Source organism: Verrucosispora sp. ts21, from assembly GCF_002879555.1.
Classification (GTDB): domain Bacteria; phylum Actinomycetota; class Actinomycetes; order Mycobacteriales; family Micromonosporaceae; genus Micromonospora; species Micromonospora gifhornensis.
The window spans coordinates 76,926-96,500 of sequence record NZ_PNOZ01000020.1 but is presented as its reverse complement, the minus strand read 5'-3'; the positions used below and the strand labels follow the sequence as shown (position 1 = coordinate 96,500).

Genomic DNA, 19,575 nt, shown 5'->3' with positions numbered 1-19,575 from the left:
GGGTGGGGGTGGGGGCTATGGTGGCGTGTCGTGACGAGTAGCGAGCAGCGGCTGGCGGAGATTCGGGGTGGGCTGCCGCCGCGGCGGCACAACGCGCGGACGATCGCGGCGTTGACCGGTAACCCGGGTTGCACACGCCGAGCCGTCCTGGACGGTGCGGGGGTGGACAAGCCGTCGCTGGCCGAGCGGGTCGGGTTTCCCGCCAGGTTCGGGCAGTCCCGATTCGCCATCACCCGGGGCAACACGTTCGAGGCGCAGGTGAAGGCGGACGGCGGTGCCGAACTGCTGCGCCTGGTTGCCGATCGGCTGGGTGTCCCGGTGCCGGCGGTGGCGAGCTGGACCGACCTGGGTGACGGGGACGAGTTGACCGGCCGGGTGGAACGCTCGGCCGCGCTGCTCACCGCCGCAGTCACGGCCCACGAGCCGACCGACCCCGGCCACGCGGGGAGTCCCCACGAGGTGGATCAGGGTGCGGCGTTGTTCGATCATCCGCTGCTCGGGTTGGAGGTTGCCGGGCGGCGGGTGCATCTGGAGCCGGATCTGGTGACCGCGCGGCTGGGCGGCCGGTTCCACGTGGTCGAGATCAAGTCGTTTCCGGTGGTCGACGGGCAGGCCGATGCGGCCAAGCTGGCCGCCGCGGCGGTCCAGTCGGCGGTGTACGTGTTGGCGCTGCGGGACCTGTTCGCCATGCGAGGACTCGATCCGGATCTGGTGTCGCACGAGGTGGTGCTGATCTGCCCGCGCGATTTCACCAACCGGCCGGTGGCTCACCTGCTGGACGTGCGGAAGCAGTTGCTGGTGGTACGCCGGCAACTGGACCGGATGGCGCAGCTCGACGAGCTGCTGGCCGGCGTACCTGCCGATTTCACCGCCGACCCGGCGGCGGAGCCGGCGACGTTGGTGGCGTCCCTGTCGCAGGTGCCGGCCCGCTACGCCCCGGACTGCCTGGCCAGCTGCGAGTTGGCGTACTTCTGTCGGCAGGAGGCGGGCGGGCACACGGCCGCGCTGGGTCGGCCGGTCCGTGAGGCGCTGGGTGGCATCGACAGGGTGGCCGAGGTGCTGGCGCTCGCCGCCGGTGAGCCGGTCGCCGATCCGCAGCGGGCCGAGGCGGCGGCGCTGTTGCGTACCGCTGCCCGCCTGCGCGCCGAGGCCCTCAGCGGGGCGGCGTGAGTACGCTGCGGGCGCTGGCGGCAGCGCAGGCGGTGGCTGCCGGGGTGGCCCAACCGGTGGCCACCGTCCGGCACCTGCATCTGTCCCGGCGGCCGTTGGTGCTGGTGCCGTTGGCCATGGCGGGTGAGGCGAACGCGCCGTTGGCGGCGATGGTCGGCGCGGCACCGGGCGAGGCGCGGCTGCTGATCGTGCCGCAGCCACGTAACCGGGACCAGCGGTTCGCGTTCGTCGCCGAACTGGCGGCCACCGTGCTGCCCTATGTGGACGCCCATCGTGGGGCGAACGAGGCGGTTCCGGTCGACCGGGGGCGGGACGTGCGGTACCGCTACCTCGATGCCCCGCAGCTGCTGGTGCCGAATCCGGCCGGGGTGACGTTCCTGCGGCTGTTGGGCCGGGCCACCCGGTTCCGGCGGATCGACGGCGATTATCCGGTGCCGCCGCAGGTGCCGTTGCTGGGCCGGTGGCTGACCTTCTTCGCCGAGCGGGCTGAGCATCCGGGCTCGTCGGCGTTGGTGGCGATGACGCAGGCGTTGAGTCTGCACTGGGCTACCGGGCAGAGCGCGGTGGAGGACCTGCATCTGCCGGCACTGCTCGGCTGGATCGCGCCGCCGGCCGGTCGCAGCGGCGCCGAGACGGCGGCCTGGGCCGAGGACCCGCAGAGGTGTCCGCCGGCCGGCCCGGCGACCGACCCGAGCTTCGACAACGAGCGGCTCGCCCCGGCCATCGAGGCGTACGCTGCCGCCGAGTCGGACGAGGTGGCTCGGGGTGAGGCGTACGCGGAGCTGGAGAAGTTGCTGCGCGATCAGCTGACGCCCACCTGGGAGCTGATGTGGCGCGGCGTGGGGTTGTTGCGGGCGCTGCCGCCCGGCGCCCGGGTGGCCGGCCGCTGGGACGGTGACCGGGACGCCTTCACCGCGTACGCCGATCATGTCGACGCCGACGGTGCGCCCCAGCCACGCCGCGACGGTGCGGTGGCCGCCGCCGCCCGGCTGCACCGGCTGGAGCGGGCCGCCGACCTGTACGCGGTGCAACGCGCCTACGACGATCCGCTGGTGATGGCCGAGTACCGGCTGACCGGCGAGGCGTTCGTCGGCGAGGTGGTGTTGGCCGATGCGGCACGTATCGACGACAGTGGCCGGCGGCCGGTGCTGCGTCCACGGATCCAGCTGGTGACCACCGACCCGGTGCTGGTGCCGGTGGGCGCGGTTCTGTCCAGTCCGGCCCGGCCGGCGCAGAAGGCGCGGGTGGTCTTCGTGACGCCGGTGGCCGACGGCAAGACCGAGGTGGTGGTGGAGCTCTCCGGGGGGATGGGTCGGGGGCTGACCGCCGCACCGGGCAGCGTGCCCGAGGTGGGGGAGCGGCTGTGCTACACGACGCTCAGCGAGGCGTACGTGCCGGCGGGAAGCTTCCCGGCGGTCGAGGAGACCCCGTGGACCCACGGCGGTCCGCCCGCCGCCGGCGTGCCCGTCGATCCGTTGCCGGCCGGCGAAGGTGCGGCACCGGTGCCCGACGAGGAGTGGACCTAGACACTGGGTCGCGTGTTCGTCGCGCAGTGTGTCCTTTGTGGCCGGCTGGCCGGCTGCTGATGGATGTGGATGGCTTGGTCTGGCCGTCGGGTTGCGGACTCCGTCCGGCTGGATCTGGCGGTGCGGTCGATCGCGTGGCTAGTCTTTCCGGGTTTGCCGGGATCGGTCTTCGCCGTCGAGGGTGCGCGAACGAGAGAAAGCCAGAGCGATCGCTGTGTCGCGAAAGGACATCGAACAGGCCACCGTGCGGCCGGCCGGGCAGACCCGGGTCGGCCGGGCAGGTGTGTACGCCGCCAGCGCGGTAGTGGCCGTCGAGACCGTCTGGTTGGCCCTCGAACTGCCGCAGTCGGCCCTGGTCAGCGACCTCGGTGCGATCACCGTGGCGGGCTGGGCGGCGGTGGCCTGTGTGGGGGTGGCCCGCCGGCATCCCCGGCCCCTGCGCCGGTTCTGGCTCCTGCTCGCCACCACCATGCTGCTCGCCCTCGCCGGCCGTGCCCTGTGGACGTCGCAGCGGCTCGCGGGTCAGGAACTGCCGCACACCCTGCCGATCGGGTTGATCTTCACGGCGAGTCTGCTCACCGGGACCGGCGCGTTGCTGTGTGCGCTGACCGCGCCCCGCACCTCGCTGGGGCGCGCCCGGGCCGTGCTCGACGGGGTGATCGTCGCGCTGACGTTGATGCCGATCGGCTGGCTGCTGCTGTTTCGTAACGTCGCGCTGGCGGACCTCAACGAGCCGCTGCGCTATGCCGGCCTGCTCTACCCGCTGCTCGACCTGATGCAGTTGACCGTCCTGATCCTGGTCATCGGGCCGGGCCGGCCGGTGTGGCGTCCGCTGGCGTTGCTCGGCGTGAGCCTGACCATTCGTGTGGTGGCCGACTCGATGTACGTGTCGATGGCGGCTGCCGGCACCTATCAGTCCGGCACCCTGATCGACGTGCTGTGGCCGCTGAGCTACCTGCTGATCGGCGTGGCGACCCGGCTCGCTCCACCGCAGCACTGTCAGCGCGGCGACGACGTCGCTGAGGTGCCGCTGCCGCCGTGGTGGCGGGTGGCGCTGCCGTACCTGCCGGTGGGCGGGGTGATCGCGGCGGCGCTGCTGGCCCGGGACGCCTCCGGGCACAGCCCGCTGCCGGTCTTCCTGGCGTTGCTGGGGTTGTTGGCGGCGCTGGCGTTGCGGCAGATCCTGGCGGCGAACGAGAACCTGCGCCTGGTGGCGCGGCTGCGGCACCTCGCCTACGTCGACCAGCTCACCGGGCTGCCGAACCGGCTGGCGTTCACCCGCCGGCTGCGCAGCGCCCTCGGCGGGGCCCAGCCGGTCGCCGTCCTGCTGCTCGACCTGGACGGCTTCAAACAGGTGAACGACCGGTTCGGGCACAGCACCGGCGACACCCTGCTGACCGGTCTGTCGCGGCGGATGCGTCGCGCGGTCGCCGACGACGGCATGATCGCCCGGATCGGTGGCGACGAGTTCGCCGTACTGGTCACCGGGCGTACCGCCGCGCCGGAGCGGCTGGCGGAGCGGCTGCTGGCGTCGCTGCACCCGTCGGTCGGCGAGGAGGTCGTCGGGGTTCACCCGTCGGCGAGCATCGGCATCGCCGAGTACGGACCACAACACGTCACCTACACGGATCTGCTGCGCGACGCCGACATCGCGATGTACGCGGCGAAGGCGGCCGGCAAGTCGGCGTACCGGCGCTGCACGCCGGCCCTGCGGGAGTCCGCGGTCGGCCGGGCGGAGTTGATCGCCGACCTGCGGCGGGCGGTCGACGAGCAGCAGTTGCACCTGGAGTTCCAGCCGATCGTGGACCTGTCCACCGGCACGGTACGCAGCGCCGAGGCGCTGGTGCGGTGGCGGCATCCCCGGCTGGGCATGCTCAGCCCGGCGTGCTTCCTGCCGCTGGCCGAGGAGACCGGGTTGATCCTGCCGATCGACAGGTGGGTGATCCACGAGGCGTGTCGGGCCGCGGCCACCTGGCAGGCCCAGGTCCCGTCGGCCACGGTCGCGGTGAACATCGCGGCGGCGCACCTGCAGCGGCCGGATCTGATCGCCACGGTCACCGAGGCCACCGCCGGGGCCGGGCTGGCGCCGCGTGCGCTGACCCTTGAGCTCACCGAGTCGGCGTTGATCGAGGGCAGCGACGCGGTGATCGACAGGCTGGGTCAACTCCGTGAGCTGGGCATCCGGATCGCCATCGACGACTTCGGCACCGGCTACTCCTCGCTGAGCTATCTGCACCGGATCCCGGCCACCGAGCTGAAGATCGACCGGTCGTTCGTGGCCCGGCTCTCCGAGGACACCCGGGCGTACGCGACGGTGGAGATGGTGACCCGGCTGGCCGGGGCGTACGGCCTGGGTGTGGTGGCCGAGGGGGTGGAGACCGAGCGGCAGCACGACGCGGTCGCCGCGATCGGCTGCGTGCAGGGGCAGGGCTACCGGTACGGGCGGCCCGCCGCCCTGGACGAGTTGCGTACCGTGCTGGCCGGCTCCGCGCCCGCGACGGTGTCCGATGTCGCAGAATCGGGCTTGACCCTCACGTAACGGCAGGCGGGACCGTGGTTTCCCGGAAGGGAGGGAACCATGGCGTACACCGTCGGCCAGGTGGCCAGGCTCGCCGGGGTGACCGTGCGGGCGCTGCACCACTACGACCAGATCGGGCTGCTGTCGCCCAGCGGGCGCACCGGCGCCGGCTACCGCCGTTACAGCGACGCGGACCTGGAGCGGCTGCAACTGGTCCGGTACTACCGCGAGCTGGGGTTCCCGCTGGAACAGATCGCCGAGATCCTCGACGACCCGGCCGGTGACCGGGATGCGCATCTGCGCCGCCAGCACGAACTGCTGACGGTACGGATCAAGCGGTTGCAGGAGATGGTCACGGCGATCGAGTTTGCGATGGAGGCGAACAAGTTGAACATCCCACTCACCCCGCAGGAGCGCTTCGAGGTGTTCGGTGACTTCGAGCCGGAGGCGTACGCCGAGGAGGCGGAGCAGCGTTGGGGTGGCACCGACGCGTACCGGGAGTCGAACCGGCGCGCGTCGAGCTACTCGAAGGACGACTGGCTGCGGATCAAGGGCGAGACCGACGACTGGGGACAGCGGATCGTCGCGCTGATGGCCTCGGGTGCCCCGGCGGACGGGCCGGCGGCGATGGAGCTGGCCGAGGAGCACCGGCAGCACATCAGCCGGTGGTTCTACGAGTGCTCGTACGAGATCCACACCGGGCTGGCCGACATGTACCTGGCCGACGAGCGGTTCCTGGCCCACTACGAGGCGATGGCGCCGGGGCTGGGCCAGTACCTGCACGAGGCGATCCACGCCAACGCGATCACCCGGGCGTGACAGGCTCCGCGCGTCGGTGGTTCGACGGGCGGGAACTGTCGGTGCGGGGGAGTATGACTGACGGGGTCATGTCCTGATCTGCGGAGGTCATTCGTGTTGATAGTCGCCGGCACGCTCTATGTGGATCCGGCCGAGCGGGACGACTACCTGGCCACCTGCGCCGAGATCGTCCGGCAGGCCAGGTCGGCGCCCGGCTGTGTGGACTTCGCCATCAGCGCCGACCTGGTCGAGCCGGGCCGGATCAACGTCTACGAGCGGTGGGAGTCCGAGGAGCAGTTGTTGGACTTCCGCGGTTCCGGTCCCGAGCCGGAACAGCAGGTGGCTCTGGTCGGCGCCGAGGTGCACAAGTTCCGGATCAGCGCGGTCGAGTCCCCCTGACCCCGCCCCGGCGGTCGCACGCCGGTCGCGGTCGATCACCCCGATGCCTGCCGTACGACGACGCTACCGCGGGCGTCGGGCCAGGCGGGCCAGGAACGCGGCCACCGCCGCCGGTTCCCCGGCCAGTTCGCCGGGGCGGGCCGGCCCGCGCAGCGCACGCAGCGTGGCGGCGAGCCGTCCGACCCGGTTGAGGGCGACCGGGTCGCCGTCGAGGAGCAGGTCGGCGGTGTCCCGGTCGATCTGGCGGGTCGGGCTGCTCATCTCGTGGCCCCGTTCGTCATCATCCCGTCAGCCTCGATGTCGGTCCCGTCAACTCGTCTGAATTGATTGGCGTCAGCGCTGCTGGATGCGTCACACCTGACCGTCGCTCACCGGTCCGGTGAGGTGGTGTCGGCACGCGGGACGGCCGCAGCAAAACCACCAACTCGTCCGTATTGGTCCACCGATCGGGTAGTTCGCCCGGTGTCGGCCGTGTCCATGGTGCCGCCTTGTGCCGTTAATCACTGTGACACCCCTCTGAATGGCCTGCGGTTGGTGGCATGCGCGGCGAAGGAGTCGGCGTGGCGAGGACTGATTCGACGGGTTCGACATGGCGGTACCGGTGGGCGCGCCGGCAGAACGAGCGCCGGCTGCGGCTGTTCCGCAGCGCCGAGGGGGCCTGGCGGCGACGCGACGACGAACTGCGCCGACTGCGTACGCTCGCCGAGCAGTGCCACGGCTCCGCCGCGGCCGGCGAGGGTCTGCTGCTCGAACTGGGCCCCGACGAGATCGTGCTCCGGGTGGTGCCGGCGGCCCAACTGGTGGACGTACGGCACACCGCCGTACTGCCCGCCCCCGAGTTGACAGTCGGCGTGGAGCACGGCCGGCTGCACCGTCGCCTACCCGACGGCGTACGGGTCACCGACGCCGGCATGGCGGTGATCACCAACCGGCGGCTCGTGCTGCTCGGTGGACGCGGTCGACGGGACTGGGCGTACGGGCGGATCACCGGCCTGGCCCACGACCCGCGGGCGCCCGTCTCCCTGATCCAGGTGCTCGACCGGCGGCGTACCTCCGGGGTGCTGGTGCCCGCCGACGCGGCGGCCGAGTTCCGGTTCCTGCTCACCCTGGCCTTCGCCGACGCCATCGAGCAGCGTGACGCGGTCATCGCCCAACTCGACGAGCTGATCGCCGAGCACACCAGGGCGCGCCCGTCCCGGCCCGGCATCGCCACGCCGGCACAGGCCCGGCTGGTGGCGCTGCTGCCCGGCGGTCGGCGGACCGCGGTCGTCGCGGCTGCCCTGGCCGTACTGGTGCCGCTGGCGTTGGCGAACTCCGGCCCGTCGGATCCGACCGGCCGGGAGACGGCGGTCGCCGCCACCCCGGCACCGGTCGCCGCCACCGTCGCGCCCAAGGCACCCCGCGCCAGCGGCTCCCCGAAGGCACTGCGGGTCACCGGACCCAAGGCCCCTCGGGCCAGCGGCTCGCCGAAGGCGGATCGGAGCAGCCCCACCCCCGAGCGGCGGTGCGGCGCCCCGACCAACCCGATGGGGTACGACTTCTGCTCCGGTGAGCGGATCCGAGAGCCCGACCCGCAGGTGTGCGAGCACTTCGACTGCGTGCCGGGGTTCTGGGAGGGGCGCGGCTACCTGGTGCAGTGCGCGAACGGCAAGATCAGTCTGGCCGGTGGCAGCCCGCGGGCGTGCGGACTGCACGGCGGCGTACGCCGTACCGTGTGGCACTGACTGCCTGACGCGACGCCGGGCGCCGACCCACGGCGGTGGTTGCCCGGGGCGGACCGGTTTGGTCTGATGCGCCAATGGGAGTTGCCGAGGTCAACCGCACCATCGACGCGGTGTGGCGGATCGAGTCCGGGCGGGTGATCGCCGCCCTGGCGGGGCTGGTGCGCGACGTCTCCTGGGCCGAGGAACTGGCCCAGGACGCGCTGGTCGCCGCACTGGAGCAGTGGCCGCGTGACGGCGTACCGACAAATCCGGGGGCGTGGCTGACCGCGGTGGGCAAGCGGCGGGCCATCGACGGCCTGCGTCACCGGCAGGTACGCGACCGCAAGGTCGCCGAACTCGGCCGTGACCTCGGCGGGGAGGCGTTCACCCCGGACTTCGACGCGGCCTTCGAGGACACCATCGACGACGACCTGCTCCGGTTGATCTTCACTGCCTGTCATCCGGTGCTGACCCCGCAGGCCCGCGCCGCGCTGACCCTGCGGATGGTCGGCGGCCTGAAGACCGAGGAGATCGCCCGGGCGTTCCTGGTGCCGGAGGCCACCATGGCACAGCGGATCACCCGGGCGAAGAAGACGCTCGCCGAGGCCGGGGTGCCGTTCGAGGTGCCCGGTGCGGCCGAACGCCCGCAGCGGCTGGCCAGCGTCCTGGAGGTCACCTATCTCATCTTCAACGAGGGGTACGCGGCGACCGCCGGGCAGGACTGGATGCGCCCGGCGCTCTGCGAGGACGCGCTGCGGCTGGCCCGGATGCTGCAGACGCTGATGCCGGACGAAGCCGAGGTGCACGGGCTGGCCGCGCTGCTGGAGATCCAGGCATCCCGGACCGCGGCGCGCATCGACGCGGCAGGGGAACCGGTCCTGCTCCTGGAACAGGATCGGCGACGCTGGGACCACCTGCTGATCCGCCGGGGCCTGGCGGCGCTGGAGCGGGCCCGGACCAGCAGTGAGCAGGCCGGCCCGTACACCCTCCAGGCGGAGATCGCGGCCTGTCACGCGCGGGCGCGTACCGCCGAGGAGACGGACTGGGCGCGGATCGCGGCCAGCTACACCGAGCTGGCACGGGTCGCGCCGTCGCCGGTGGTGGAGCTGAACCGGGCGGTGGCGGTCTCCTTCGCCGAAGGGCCGGCGGCCGGCCTGGCGGTGGCCCGTCCGCTGGCCGACGAACCGGCGTTGGCCCGCTACCACCTGCTGCCCGCGGTGCTCGGTGACCTGCTGGCCAAGCTCGGCCGCTACGACGAGGCCGCCGCCGAGTTCACCCGCGCGGCCGAGTTGACAGGCAACGCCCGGGAACAGGCGCTGCTGCGCGACCGGGCCGCCGACTGCGCCGCCGGGATGCCGCCGCGGCACTGAGAAAACCTTCTGGGAAAATCCCGCCGCGATGTCGAATCCCGGTCGGGTCGCCCGACGCGTCAGTGACAGCCGGTCTGACCGGCCGGCCCAACAGGAGAGGAACGACATCGATGCGTTTCATGGTCATGCACAAGCTCGACGACACCAGGCCCGAGCTGTGGCAGCCCGACGAGGCCTTCATCGCCCGGATGGGCGCCTTCATGGGCGAAGCGAACCAGGCGGGTGTGCTGCTCGCCGGTGAAGGACTGCGGCCGAGCAGTGTGGACGCCGGCCGGATCACCGTCACCGGGGGCAAGTCGACGGTGACCGACGGGCCGTTCGCCGAGACCAAGGAGCTGATCGCCGGGTTCGCGCTGTTGCAGGTCCGGGACAAGGCCGAGGCGATGCACTGGGCGCAGAAGTTCACCGACATCTTCATCGCCGCCGACATCGACGTCGAGGTCGACGTCCGCCGGGTCGCCGAGTGGGAGGACCTGACTCCGTCGGCCTGACCGCCGTGGGACCGGACCGGCTCGGCCGCGCGTCGGCCGGGCCGGTCCCGCTCGTCACCGGCCGCTCGGCCCTTTGTCGACGGGTCAGCGTTGCTGGGCGAGCTGGTCGGCCAGCCGGGACAGCGCCGGTGCGGCGGCGAGCAGCCGTTCCCGATCTGCGGCGTCCAACTGGGCCAGGGCGGCGGCGAGCAGTTCGCTGCGGTGCTGGCCGTAGGCGGCCGTCCGGTCCCGCGCCGCGTCGGTCAACTCCAACCGGACGGTACGCCGGTCACCCGGGTCCCGCTCCCGGCTCAGCAGGCCCGCCGAGGTCAGCTCACCGACCAGGGTGCTCACCGTGTTCGGTGCGGTGCCGAGGCGCTCGGCGGCCTCCCGGACGCTGATGCCGGGCTGCCGCTGCACCAGACGCAGCACCTCCACCTGAGCGTCCGGCAGGGCCACCCGACCCGTCCGTTGGCTGGCCGTACGCCGCAGCACCCGGTGCAGGTCACCCAGGGCCGCGCCGAGCTCGGCGAGGGTTTCCTCCGTCACAATGCGCCCCCGTCCGGATCAAATGCCTCTGTAGGCAGAGCTATCGTAGCCGCCATGCCGCAGACCGCCACGCCCCCGACCGCGCCGGACCGAGTCGCCGTACCGACCGGCCGGGCCGCCATCGGGCTGCTGGTGCTGCTCGGCTGCCTCACCGCGATCGGGCCGCTGTCGCTGGACACCTACCTGCCGGCGCTGCCCGACATGACCCGCGACCTGTCCGCCAGCCAGGCGCGCATCCAGCTCTCCCTGACCACCTGCCTGATCGGCGTGGCCGTCGGCCAACTCGTCACCGGTCCACTCAGCGACCGCTGGGGACGGCGTCGGCAGGTGATCGTCGGGTTGGCCGCGTACACCCTGTTGTCGCTGCTCTGCACGCTCGCGCCGTCGGCGGAGACCTTCGCCGCGGCCCGCTTCTTCCAGGGCTTCGCCGGCGGCATGGGCACGGTCGTCGCCCGCGCCATCGTGCGTGACCTCTACGCCGGTCGCGCCGCCGCGAAGTACTTCTCCCGACTCACCCTGATCTTCGGCCTCGCCCCGATGATCGCCCCCGCGTTCGGCAGCCTGCTGCTCAACTTCGGCGACTGGCGGGTCATCTTCGTCGCCCTCACCGTCATCGGTGCCCTGCTCGCGACCGTCGTCACCTGGCGGCTGCCCGAGACGTTGCCCGTCGCGCGGCGCAACACCGGCGGCCTGCTCTCGATCGCCCGCATCGCCCGCGTGCTGATCACCGACCGCATCTACCTCGGCTACACGCTGACCCAGGGCCTCGCCTTCGCCGGACTGCTCGGCTACCTCTCCGGCTCCTCGTTCGTCCTGCAGGACGTCTTCGGCCTCTCCGTCGGGATGTACAGCCTCATCTTCGGCGTCAACTCCCTGGCCTTCGTCGCCGTCGGCCAACTCAACGCCCGACTGCTCGACCGGCACGGCCCCCGCCAACTGTTGATCACCGCCCTCGGCCTCGGGCTGCTCGCCGCGCTCGGCCTGATCGCCGGGGCGCTGCTGGAGGCTCTGCCCCTGGTCATCGTCGCGATGTTGGTGTTCCTCGGCTCGCTCGGCATGGTGATGCCCAACGGCACCGCCCTGGCCCTGGACCGACACGGTGCCCACGCGGGGACGGCCGCCGCACTGCTCGGCGGCATCCAGGCCGTGGTCGCCGCCGGCGCCGCGCCGTTGGTCGGCATCGGCGGGGAGGGCAGCGCCCTGCCGATGGCCCTGGTGATCGCCGGTGCGGCCGCCGGATCACTGCTGGTGGTGCTCACCCTGGCCCGCCGCCGCTGACTCCGCCGGCGCTTTGCTCCGCCGGCGCTTTGCTCCGCCGGCGCTTTGCTCCGCCGGCGCTTTGCTCCGCAGGCCAGGCTCAGCCGGCTCGCGGCCCCGGCTCGTCGGCCAGGTCGGCCGACAGGCGATCCAGATAGGCGTCGACCTCGGCGATGTCGTACCCGCGCAGACTGACGGCGAGGTCGGTGCGGGCCGAGTCGATCCGCGCCCGGACCGCGGAGCGTTGCGCCGGCACGCCTGAGGCGAACGCCTCCAGGCCCTGCCCGACCAACTCGTCGATCTGACGCCTGTCGTAGCCGCGCAGCGAGGTGGTGAACGACGGCGGCTCGGACGCCGGTCGGCGGTGCTGGCGACCATCGACGAACCGGCCACCGCCGAAGCGGATCAGGGCAGCCGTGACCTCGTCGACCGACTGCCGTACGGTGCCCAGATCGAGCAGGAGCAGGCCCTTGCGACCGTCGACGGGGCTGGGCTCGGTGAGCGGACGATCGAGGACACCGCCCGCCGGCACCAGCAGCAACCACGGTGCCGGGCCGGTGGCCGCCGGCCGGCACAGGACGATCGCGTCGATCTCGTGCCAGGCGAGCGTGCGGCGCAGCCCGGCGACCCGTACGTCCAGCCCGTCGGCGTCGATCCGGAACCGGAACGGCCGGACCACGGCGGTGACCAACCGCCACCCGTTGAACGCCACAAACAACACGCCGCCGACGACGGCGAGCAGGCTCGGCTCATCGGCCAGCACCAGTACCGACAAGCCGAAGAGGAACAACACGCCAGCCAGCAGCAGCGGAGCCCGCTTCTGTCTCACATCCATCGCAGGCCCCCGATCGCCGGCCACCGCCGGCCACCAGTATCCCTGCCCAGCCTCAGCCGAGGGGGACCTGCACCGCCACGTCGTGCTTAGGGTAGTAGGACTCGACCTGGTCGGGGCCGTACTTGTCGCGGAACATGGCCACGATGTTCTCGACCTGCCGGGTGTCGGTGATGGGGGTGGCGCTGGAACTCAACGAGGTGCCGTCGACCGCCAACTGCACCATCGGGGTCTGCTGGACGTTCTTGTACCACTGGGTGTCCGAGCCGGTCAGCGGCATCAGGAAGACGTTGTCGTCGTCCTGCACGAACCACACCGGGCGGGCGATCTGCCGTCCGCTCCTGCGGCCGGTCACGGTCAGCTCGACCTCCTGTACGCCCGACAGTGCCTCACCGATCGCGTTTGTCATGGTGTCCTCCGGCAGCTTGCCCTGCGACGATGCCCTCGCCCGTCAGGGTAGGCAGCGCGCGAGGTGCGCGCCGCCGGTTCGGCCCCCGGTCCCCGGAAAGGAAACGCCCGGCACCGCTGGTCGCGGTACCGGGCGTTCCTCGTCGGATGGATCAGCTCAGCGGGCCGCCGCCGGGCTGGACCACGTTGTTCACCGTCAGCTTGTACGGCGCGTACTGGGTGACCTGCTCGGTCGGCTCGTCGTACGCGACGATCGCGACCACCTTCGGGAAGGTCAGCAGGGCCAGCGTCGGGAGCGTACCGAGGGTGAAGCTCGACTTGCCGTTCACCTCGTACTGGTAAGCGATCTTGTTCTTCTCGTCGAGGCCGACGAACCGGACGTTCCAGTTCGCCACCGGCGTCGGGTAGATCTCCGACGGCGAGTCGAACGGCGCCAGGCTCGACCCGTCGCTGACCAGCGTGCCGCCCACGGTGATGTCGTCGATCAGCAGGCCACCTTCGTTGACCCCGCCGTCGCTGACGTACCGGAAGCTGAGCAGGATCTGCTGACCGGCGTACGCCGACAGGTCGAACGAGTGCGGCTCGAACCCGCTCGTGGTGCCGTTGAGCGCCGGGCCCAGCGGACCACTCACCGTCTTGTCACCGGCGATCGGCGTGTACGACTTGCCGCCGTCGGTGGAGACGCTGACGTAGCCGTAGTCGTAGCCGACCTCGGCGCCGTACTTCGCGAGGAAGGTCAGCGTCGGGTTGGCGGCCGGTACGGTGACCGGGGCGACGGCGGCGGCGTCGGTGCTGTTGCCGTTGCCGGACCAGATCACCGAGTTGCCCGGACGATCCGGGTCGTTGCTCACCGTCGTCCAGGCCAGCGGGATCGCCGGTAGCGACTTCGCGCCCTGGAACTTGATCGAGCGCAGGTCGCCCCGACCCAGCGGCTTGCCGTTCGCCTTGCGCAACTGGACGTAGTCGGCACCGTTGGGAGCCGCTCCCGGAGTCGCGTAGGAGGCCGGGTTGTCCAGGTTGACCGTGGCGTTCAGGCTGTCCGTGGTGACCCGCCGCTTGTCGACACCGAGCATGATGCCCAGCTTCGAGTTGCCCACGACCCGGTCCACCAGGTTCATCGTCTGGTAGTCGTGCAGCACCTTGTACATGTCCTTGGCGCCCTCGTCGGCGAGCGCCGCCTTCAGGCTGGCCAACCCCTGCAGGTCGCCGTCCTGGTGCAGCCGGGAGATGAAGTCCAGGCCGTAGCGGTCGTAGAGGAAGAGCATCAACGAGTACGCGTTGCCGTAGTCGGCCAGCACCCCACTGCCGCTGCTGCCCTCGTTCCACAGGTTTATCGAGTTCTCCGGGCCACCACAGTCACGTGGGTTGGTGTTGTACGGCGTCTGGACCGTACCGAAGCCCTGGAAGCAGTAGATGTGGCTGTCCGTGCCGGGCTGGTCGATCCGGGCCCGGGCGTCCACATAGCCGGCGAGCGTCTGGGCGAAGTCCGCCAGTCCCTCGTTCAGCCACACCGACTCGAAGGGGTCGGCGTGGTAGTGCGCCAGGTGCTGCCACTCGTGGACGAAGACGCCCTCGTAGAGGTTCGGCCGGGCCGGCCGGGAGGTGCACACGTCGTCCGTGGGCTCGTTCGGCGGGTTCTCGCCGGTGCGGTGCGCCCAGTCGAAAGCGTCCACCGTCATGATGTTGCGGTCGAGCAGCTCGTCGAAGAGCGAGAAGTGGAACCCGGCGATGTAGCTGGCGGCGGCCGGGAAGTCATAGAAGTTGTCGTCCCGGACGTTGTCGACGAGGGTGACCGTACGGTTGCCGGCCCCGGTGAAGTCACCGGCCAACTCCGCGTTGGTGCCGTCGCGCTCCGGCGGGGTGCTGAACGCCGCGATCGACTTCGGGTACATGTTCGTGTCGAACTCGCTGATCAGGCGGTTGACCTGGGCATCGGTGATCACCGTCGAGTTGGGGATCTGCTGACGGCAGTCGCCCTCCGGGAACTCGGTGTCGTTGGCTACCCACACCTCGATGTTGTCGCCCACCCCACGCAGGGTGTACGGCTTCAGGTAGATGACACCCTGGTAGTCGTCGAGGGCCAACCAGTTGCGTACGGTCCCGACCGGCGGGGTCTCGGCCGCGGCCTGCGTCCGGCGCGACTGCGCCTTCGGCTGGTACTGGGTCGGCACCTCGACCTTCTTACCGTTGAAGGTGAAGTCCTTGCGGGTCAACTCGCGGATGTCACTGACGAGCCCGCCGGTGTCCGCGGCGCTGGGCGCCACCTGCGGGCCGGGAGCGGCCGACGCGGTCGCCGGTGCGGCGACGACATAGATAAACGGTAGGACAATGGCGCTTGCTGCTATCCCCGCAAAGCGGCGACGTGCCATGGAACCTCCTCATCGATGGAAGATCCGCCCAGGTCCTGTCACAGTCGACCAGGCATTAAGTGGATCTACGCACGCTGATTGAGCATCTCCGTGACCTCAACACATGCACATCGATCAGGCAAGAGGGCCCCGCCCGGGTCCGCCGGAATCGGCTACCGCAGAAAACGCCGCCGGCCCAGGAGGCCAAGGTCCCGGGCCGGCGGCGCGCCGAATGTATCGGCATCTGTGGATCAGACGAAGTTCACGTCACTGCACCACATGTACGCCTGGTCGAGGTGCGATGCCTGCCAGATGACGAAGAGAATGTGGTGTCCGGTGTAGCCGGAGGTCGAGACGTTGAACGAGATGTTCTGCGCCGGTGCGTAGCGCCCGGTCTGCGTGATGAAGTCGAGGTTTCCCCACCCGAGTTGCTGGGTAGCGGGGTTGAATCCCTGCTTGCTCACGTAGACCCGGAAGTAGTCAGCACCGTGGCTCGCCTGGTCGTGCAGTTGGACGGTGAAGTTACGGCTGATGTTCGTGGTCTTCCACGCCCCGGGACGATTCAGGCTGTTGTTGCGGGACAGGGCGTTGCTGCACAACTGGCCGTCAGGAGTACGGGCCTGGAACTGCCCGCCGAGGCCGTCGCGCAACGCGCTCATCCAGTTCCACATGGTGTCCGGGTTGGCCTGGAACGCCTGCCAACACATCGGGTCCTGCTGCTGCATCTGCGGGCTCATGTGGTTGTTGCCCCAGGTCTTCCAACACTGGTACGCACGAGAGGCCGGGTTGACGATGGTGCCGTGGGCCTGGGCCGTACCGGCCCAGGGCAGCATCCCCACCACCAGGGCGAGCAGCAGGACGAGCGCTCGTGCGGGCCGGCGAGCAGCGGACCGGGATCGCTGGCCGGACTGTTCGGACTCGAGTGATCGCACTTGCATCCTCCGTTCTAGACATCCATGGACGTCGATGGGAGCGCTTCCGCGAGTCTGCCACTCATAGCCCGATTTGGCAACGATCGTCTATTGATGTTGGGCTGGCGAGGATTTGATCCGGCTAGTCGCCACGGTGCTGATCTGCCCTCATCTGCATGGGAAGGTGCGCCTCGGTCGTCGCTGCGGGCGCGGCCGTGGAGGTGTGGTGGACCGTCAGGCGGCGATGGCGCGGGCGGCGGCGTACATGTCGGCGGGAAGTGGGTGTTGTAGCCGCCAGATGATGCGCATCGGGCGGTCACCGCTGTGCTCCTGATAGGTCATCGGTCCGGCGTACAGGTAGGCCGGTGCGCCCAGGTCACGGTCGGCCACCCTGGTTTCGCGGACGAAGAGATGCACCGTCGAGCCACGTTCGACGTGGTGGATGTACCGCTGTCCGGTCGCCGATGCCGACGAGGTAGTGCTCTGTGACTCCCACTGGAACAGCGTGTCGGTGATCGCCCGGTCGGCGTACATGGTCGTGGGGGAGTAGTGCTGCTCGGACTTGACCAGGGTGACGAAGAAGATGTCCGCCTGCTCGGACTCCAACCACTTCACGCCCTCTCGCAGCGACCCAGGGTTCGGCATGCCGAAAGCCGCGCAGGCTTCGTTGCGGCTGTAGCGGGCGTGCACCCGCAGCGGCACCTGATTAAGCCCGACCGGCTCGGTAACCCGGTGGATCTGCTCTCGTAGCACCTCCGCGACTTGGCGCAGTTCGACGCACCGAGCTGGCTCAGCCCGCAGCCGCGCCAGCCGTTCGTCTCGCTGCGATAGCGGCACGTTTGGCCCCCACAGGCTGAAGTGCAGCATGTCCAGCAGTCGCCCATCGGCCACGGGCTCCCCGGCCACCACCTGCTCCCACAACGCCAACCTGTCAAGGTCGTCGGTGTGCAGCATCCGGCCGATCGCCCGCCCCAACTCCCGGTCGTACGCCCCCGGTTTCGAGGTTTCCACCCCGGCGAGCCGACGTAGTCCGGTCCAGCCGCCCAGCGTCGCCGACCGGTACACGTCGCCCACCTCCAGGCCGGTGTCCCGCAGGAATTCGGCCAGCGTCACGTCACCGAGTTGCCGCAGCTCAGCCACCATGCTGTTCTTCGAGGACGGGACCGCCCGCTCCAGATTGCGGAGCACCACCTCCTTGGCGACCCGGTCCAGCTCGATGTGGCACCCACTCGGCAGCATCGGGAAGTCCTGCTGCACCGCGCCGTGCACCTGGCGGCGGCTGACCCCGGTCAGCGCCCGCCAGCGGAGGTCGAACCGGAAGTTGGCGTGCTGCGCGCCGATGAAGTCGAGCACGGTCAGGCAGGGCTTGTCGTCGTCCAGGCGCAGGCCACGGCCGAGCTGCTGAAGGAAGATCGTGGCGCTCTCGGTGGGCCGGAGCAGGAAGATCGTGTCGACCATCGGCAGGTCGACGCCCTCGTTGAACAGGTCGACGGTGAAGAGCACGCGCAGCTTGCCGGCCTTGAAGTCCCGGATCAGGTCGCGTTGCTCCGGTCGGCTGACCTCCGACGTCACGGCCGCCGCCGATACGCCCCGCTGGGTGAACCAGTCAGCCATGAACTCGGCGTGCCCGATGCTCACGCAGAACCCAAGCGCCCGCATCCGCCCCACGTCAACGAGCCTCTGGGCAGCCCGTAGCACCAGCCGCGCCCGCGCCTGGTTGCCGGTGTAGAGGTTCTCCAATTCCGATCGGTCGTAACCCTGCCCGCGCTTCCACTGAAGATGTGACAGGTCCACGTCATCGTGCAGGCCGAAGTAGTGGAAGGGCGCCAACAACTGACGGTCAAGCGCCTCCCGTAGGTGCAGCTCTACGGCCGCATGCCCGTCGAACCACCGCCGCACGTCGCGGCCGTCGGCTCGGTCGGGGGTCGCCGTCAAGCCGAGGAGTACGCGTGGCCGCAGCCGCTCCAACAGCCGGGCGTACGTCTTGGCCTCGGCGTGGTGGAACTCGTCCACGATCACCATGTCGAACTGCTCGGGGTCGATCTCCTGCCGGTGTAGCGACTGGATCGAGGCGAACACATGCTGCCACTGCTTCGGCTTGTCCCCGGCGACCAACGTCTCGCCGAAGCTGCCGTCCCCCATGACCTGCCGGAAGGTCGACCGGCTCTGCCTCAGGATCTGCTCCTGGTGCGCAACAAACAGCAGCGAGTCGACGTCCCCGGCCTTGTGGAGCCGGCGATAGTCCAGCGCGGCCACTACGGTCTTGCCGGTGCCGGTGGCCATGACGACGAGGTTGCGCCAGCGGCCGTGCACGCGCCGCTCGGCATCCAGGTCGGCCAGGACCTCCGCCTGGTACGGGTACGGCCGTACGTCCAGGTTGGCGATTTCGGTCGGGGCCTCGCCGGCGCGCTCGCCCCGCAGCGCATACCCCAGCCGCTCGCCATCCTTCGCCGGGTCGTACGCCTCGAACGCAGGGTCGTTCCAGTAGTCCTCGAAGGTGGCGGTGAACGTGTCGATGACGTGCGGCTGCTCGACGTTCGAGATCCGGACGTTCCACTCGACGCCATCGACCAGCGCGGACTTCGACAGGTTCGAGGAACCGACGTAGGCAGTGGTCATGCCGTTGTTGCGGCGGAACAGCCATGCCTTGGCGTGCAGGCGGGTGGTCCTGGTCTCGTAGGAGACCTTGATGTCGGCGCCCAACTCGGCGAGCCGGTCGAGGGCCCGTTGGTCGGTGGCACCCATGTAGGTGGTGGTGATGACGCGGAGGCGGCCGCCGCGAGCGGTCAGCTCTTGAATGGCGGGCTCGATGAGGCGAAGGCCGTGCCATTTGATGAACGCGCAGAGCAGGTCCACCTGGTCAGCCGAGGCCATCTCGTGTGTGACCTCGTGGCCGATGCGCGGCTGGTGGCGACCATTAACCAACAGGGCACCGCTGGAGAGCGGAGTGGTGGGTCGTGGCGGGAACGTCGGTGCGGCTGGAAGGGTTGGCGGTGCGGCGATGGCCCGCAGTAAGCGCCTTGCGTCGGTTACCTGGTCGTCGATGGTGGCGGCCTGCGGGCTCAGAGCGGCGATGGTGTCGGCGATGAGATTGGCCAACTCGACCTGGCGGTCGAGCTTGTCGTCAACGTCGGCAACGGCGTGCAGGGCGCGGTTAGCCAGGGTGGCGATGTGACGGGCGAGGGTGTTCGGGGCATCAGCCGGGTCGAGGTTCGCGTACTGGATCAGTCCAGGGTCGATGCGCTGGAGCCGACCGGCCAGGTCGCCCGTGACGATGTGCTCGTAGACACCTCGGTCAAGATCCGTCACGTGGGCA

At 70.4% G+C, this 19,575-nt stretch carries 16 protein-coding genes; 9 read left to right on the top strand and 7 right to left on the bottom strand.

The annotated features are described in order from the left end of the window. Positions 1–30: 30 nt before the first annotated feature. The 5 genes from C1A38_RS11475 to C1A38_RS11455 all read left to right on the top strand — a co-directional run bounded on the left by C1A38_RS11475 (position 31) and on the right by C1A38_RS11455 (position 6,411). Positions 31–1,170, top strand: a complete 1,140-nt coding sequence (locus C1A38_RS11475) for a hypothetical protein (protein WP_102657830.1) — start codon at positions 31–33, stop codon at positions 1,168–1,170. Continuing rightward, a complete protein-coding gene (locus C1A38_RS11470; RefSeq protein ID WP_102657829.1) occupies positions 1,167–2,696 on the top strand; it encodes a hypothetical protein in 1,530 nt (509 codons plus the stop codon). The genes C1A38_RS11475 and C1A38_RS11470 overlap by 4 nt, the downstream gene beginning before the upstream one ends. Before the next feature lie 214 nt (positions 2,697–2,910). Then, entirely contained in the window at positions 2,911–5,235 is a 2,325-nt protein-coding gene (locus tag C1A38_RS11465) for a putative bifunctional diguanylate cyclase/phosphodiesterase (protein ID WP_199180177.1), read from the top strand. A gap of 39 nt (positions 5,236–5,274) precedes the next feature. Next, on the top strand, positions 5,275–6,033 hold the full coding sequence (locus C1A38_RS11460; protein ID WP_102657828.1) for a MerR family transcriptional regulator: 759 nt from the start codon (positions 5,275–5,277) through the stop codon (positions 6,031–6,033). Between the two features lie 93 nt (positions 6,034–6,126). Next, a complete protein-coding gene (locus C1A38_RS11455) occupies positions 6,127–6,411 on the top strand; it encodes a putative quinol monooxygenase (RefSeq protein WP_102657827.1) in 285 nt (94 codons plus the stop codon). A 63-nt stretch (positions 6,412–6,474) separates the two neighbouring features. On the opposite strand, the gene C1A38_RS11450 is transcribed toward C1A38_RS11455, so the two are convergent. Continuing rightward, positions 6,475–6,672, bottom strand: a complete 198-nt coding sequence (locus C1A38_RS11450; RefSeq protein WP_102657826.1) for a hypothetical protein — start codon at positions 6,670–6,672, stop codon at positions 6,475–6,477. A 299-nt stretch (positions 6,673–6,971) separates the two neighbouring features. Here C1A38_RS11450 and C1A38_RS11445 point away from each other — a divergent pair, with 299 nt between their 5' ends. The 3 genes from C1A38_RS11445 to C1A38_RS11435 all read left to right on the top strand — a co-directional run bounded on the left by C1A38_RS11445 (position 6,972) and on the right by C1A38_RS11435 (position 9,975). Further along, positions 6,972–8,135, top strand: coding sequence for a hypothetical protein (locus C1A38_RS11445; RefSeq protein WP_102657825.1), 1,164 nt, complete (start codon positions 6,972–6,974; stop codon positions 8,133–8,135). A 74-nt stretch (positions 8,136–8,209) separates the two neighbouring features. Then, entirely contained in the window at positions 8,210–9,484 is a 1,275-nt protein-coding gene (locus C1A38_RS11440; protein ID WP_102657824.1) for an RNA polymerase sigma factor, read from the top strand. A 110-nt stretch (positions 9,485–9,594) separates the two neighbouring features. After that, the gene (locus C1A38_RS11435; protein ID WP_102657823.1) at positions 9,595–9,975 is read left to right on the top strand and encodes a YciI family protein; all 381 of its coding nucleotides are present in this window, start codon (positions 9,595–9,597) and stop codon (positions 9,973–9,975) included. 84 nt (positions 9,976–10,059) lie between these two features. Here C1A38_RS11435 and C1A38_RS11430 read toward each other — a convergent pair whose 3' ends face one another. Further along, positions 10,060–10,503, bottom strand: a complete 444-nt coding sequence (locus tag C1A38_RS11430; protein ID WP_102657822.1) for a MarR family winged helix-turn-helix transcriptional regulator — start codon at positions 10,501–10,503, stop codon at positions 10,060–10,062. Positions 10,504–10,557: 54 nt separating this feature from the next. On the opposite strand from C1A38_RS11430, the gene C1A38_RS11425 reads away from it, so the two are divergent. Beyond that, complete coding sequence (locus tag C1A38_RS11425) at positions 10,558–11,781, top strand: multidrug effflux MFS transporter (RefSeq protein WP_102657821.1); 1,224 nt, start codon at positions 10,558–10,560, stop codon at positions 11,779–11,781. A gap of 79 nt (positions 11,782–11,860) precedes the next feature. Here C1A38_RS11425 and C1A38_RS11420 read toward each other — a convergent pair whose 3' ends face one another. From C1A38_RS11420 to C1A38_RS11400, 5 genes are all read right to left on the bottom strand, one after another. Beyond that, positions 11,861–12,595 (bottom strand): DivIVA domain-containing protein, encoded by a 735-nt coding sequence (locus C1A38_RS11420; RefSeq protein ID WP_102657820.1) that lies wholly within the window; start codon positions 12,593–12,595, stop codon positions 11,861–11,863. 52 nt (positions 12,596–12,647) lie between these two features. After that, on the bottom strand, positions 12,648–13,001 hold the full coding sequence (locus C1A38_RS11415) for a nitroreductase/quinone reductase family protein (RefSeq protein WP_102657819.1): 354 nt from the start codon (positions 12,999–13,001) through the stop codon (positions 12,648–12,650). A gap of 151 nt (positions 13,002–13,152) precedes the next feature. After that, entirely contained in the window at positions 13,153–15,369 is a 2,217-nt protein-coding gene (locus tag C1A38_RS11410; RefSeq protein ID WP_233196771.1) for a choice-of-anchor J domain-containing protein, read from the bottom strand. A 230-nt stretch (positions 15,370–15,599) separates the two neighbouring features. Further along, a complete protein-coding gene (locus C1A38_RS11405; protein WP_043719779.1) occupies positions 15,600–16,286 on the bottom strand; it encodes a lytic polysaccharide monooxygenase auxiliary activity family 9 protein in 687 nt (228 codons plus the stop codon). Between the two features lie 207 nt (positions 16,287–16,493). Further along, complete coding sequence (locus tag C1A38_RS11400) at positions 16,494–19,568, bottom strand: DEAD/DEAH box helicase (protein WP_102657817.1); 3,075 nt, start codon at positions 19,566–19,568, stop codon at positions 16,494–16,496. Between the last annotated feature and the right edge of the window lie 7 nt (positions 19,569–19,575).

What these genes read in the sequence shown, in the direction of transcription:
- C1A38_RS11410 (WP_233196771.1), bottom strand. Translation starts at nt 15,369, where the DNA reads ATGGCACGTCGCCGCTTTGCGGGGATAGCAGCAAGCGCCATTGTCCTA.
- C1A38_RS11415 (WP_102657819.1), bottom strand. Translation starts at nt 13,001, where the DNA reads ATGACAAACGCGATCGGTGAGGCACTGTCGGGCGTACAGGAGGTCGAG.
- C1A38_RS11440 (WP_102657824.1), top strand. Translation starts at nt 8,210, where the DNA reads ATGGGAGTTGCCGAGGTCAACCGCACCATCGACGCGGTGTGGCGGATC.
- C1A38_RS11450 (WP_102657826.1), bottom strand. Translation starts at nt 6,672, where the DNA reads ATGAGCAGCCCGACCCGCCAGATCGACCGGGACACCGCCGACCTGCTC.
- C1A38_RS11420 (WP_102657820.1), bottom strand. Translation starts at nt 12,595, where the DNA reads ATGGATGTGAGACAGAAGCGGGCTCCGCTGCTGCTGGCTGGCGTGTTG.
- C1A38_RS11460 (WP_102657828.1), top strand. Translation starts at nt 5,275, where the DNA reads ATGGCGTACACCGTCGGCCAGGTGGCCAGGCTCGCCGGGGTGACCGTG.
- C1A38_RS11425 (WP_102657821.1), top strand. Translation starts at nt 10,558, where the DNA reads ATGCCGCAGACCGCCACGCCCCCGACCGCGCCGGACCGAGTCGCCGTA.
- C1A38_RS11435 (WP_102657823.1), top strand. Translation starts at nt 9,595, where the DNA reads ATGCGTTTCATGGTCATGCACAAGCTCGACGACACCAGGCCCGAGCTG.
- C1A38_RS11405 (WP_043719779.1), bottom strand. Translation starts at nt 16,286, where the DNA reads ATGCAAGTGCGATCACTCGAGTCCGAACAGTCCGGCCAGCGATCCCGG.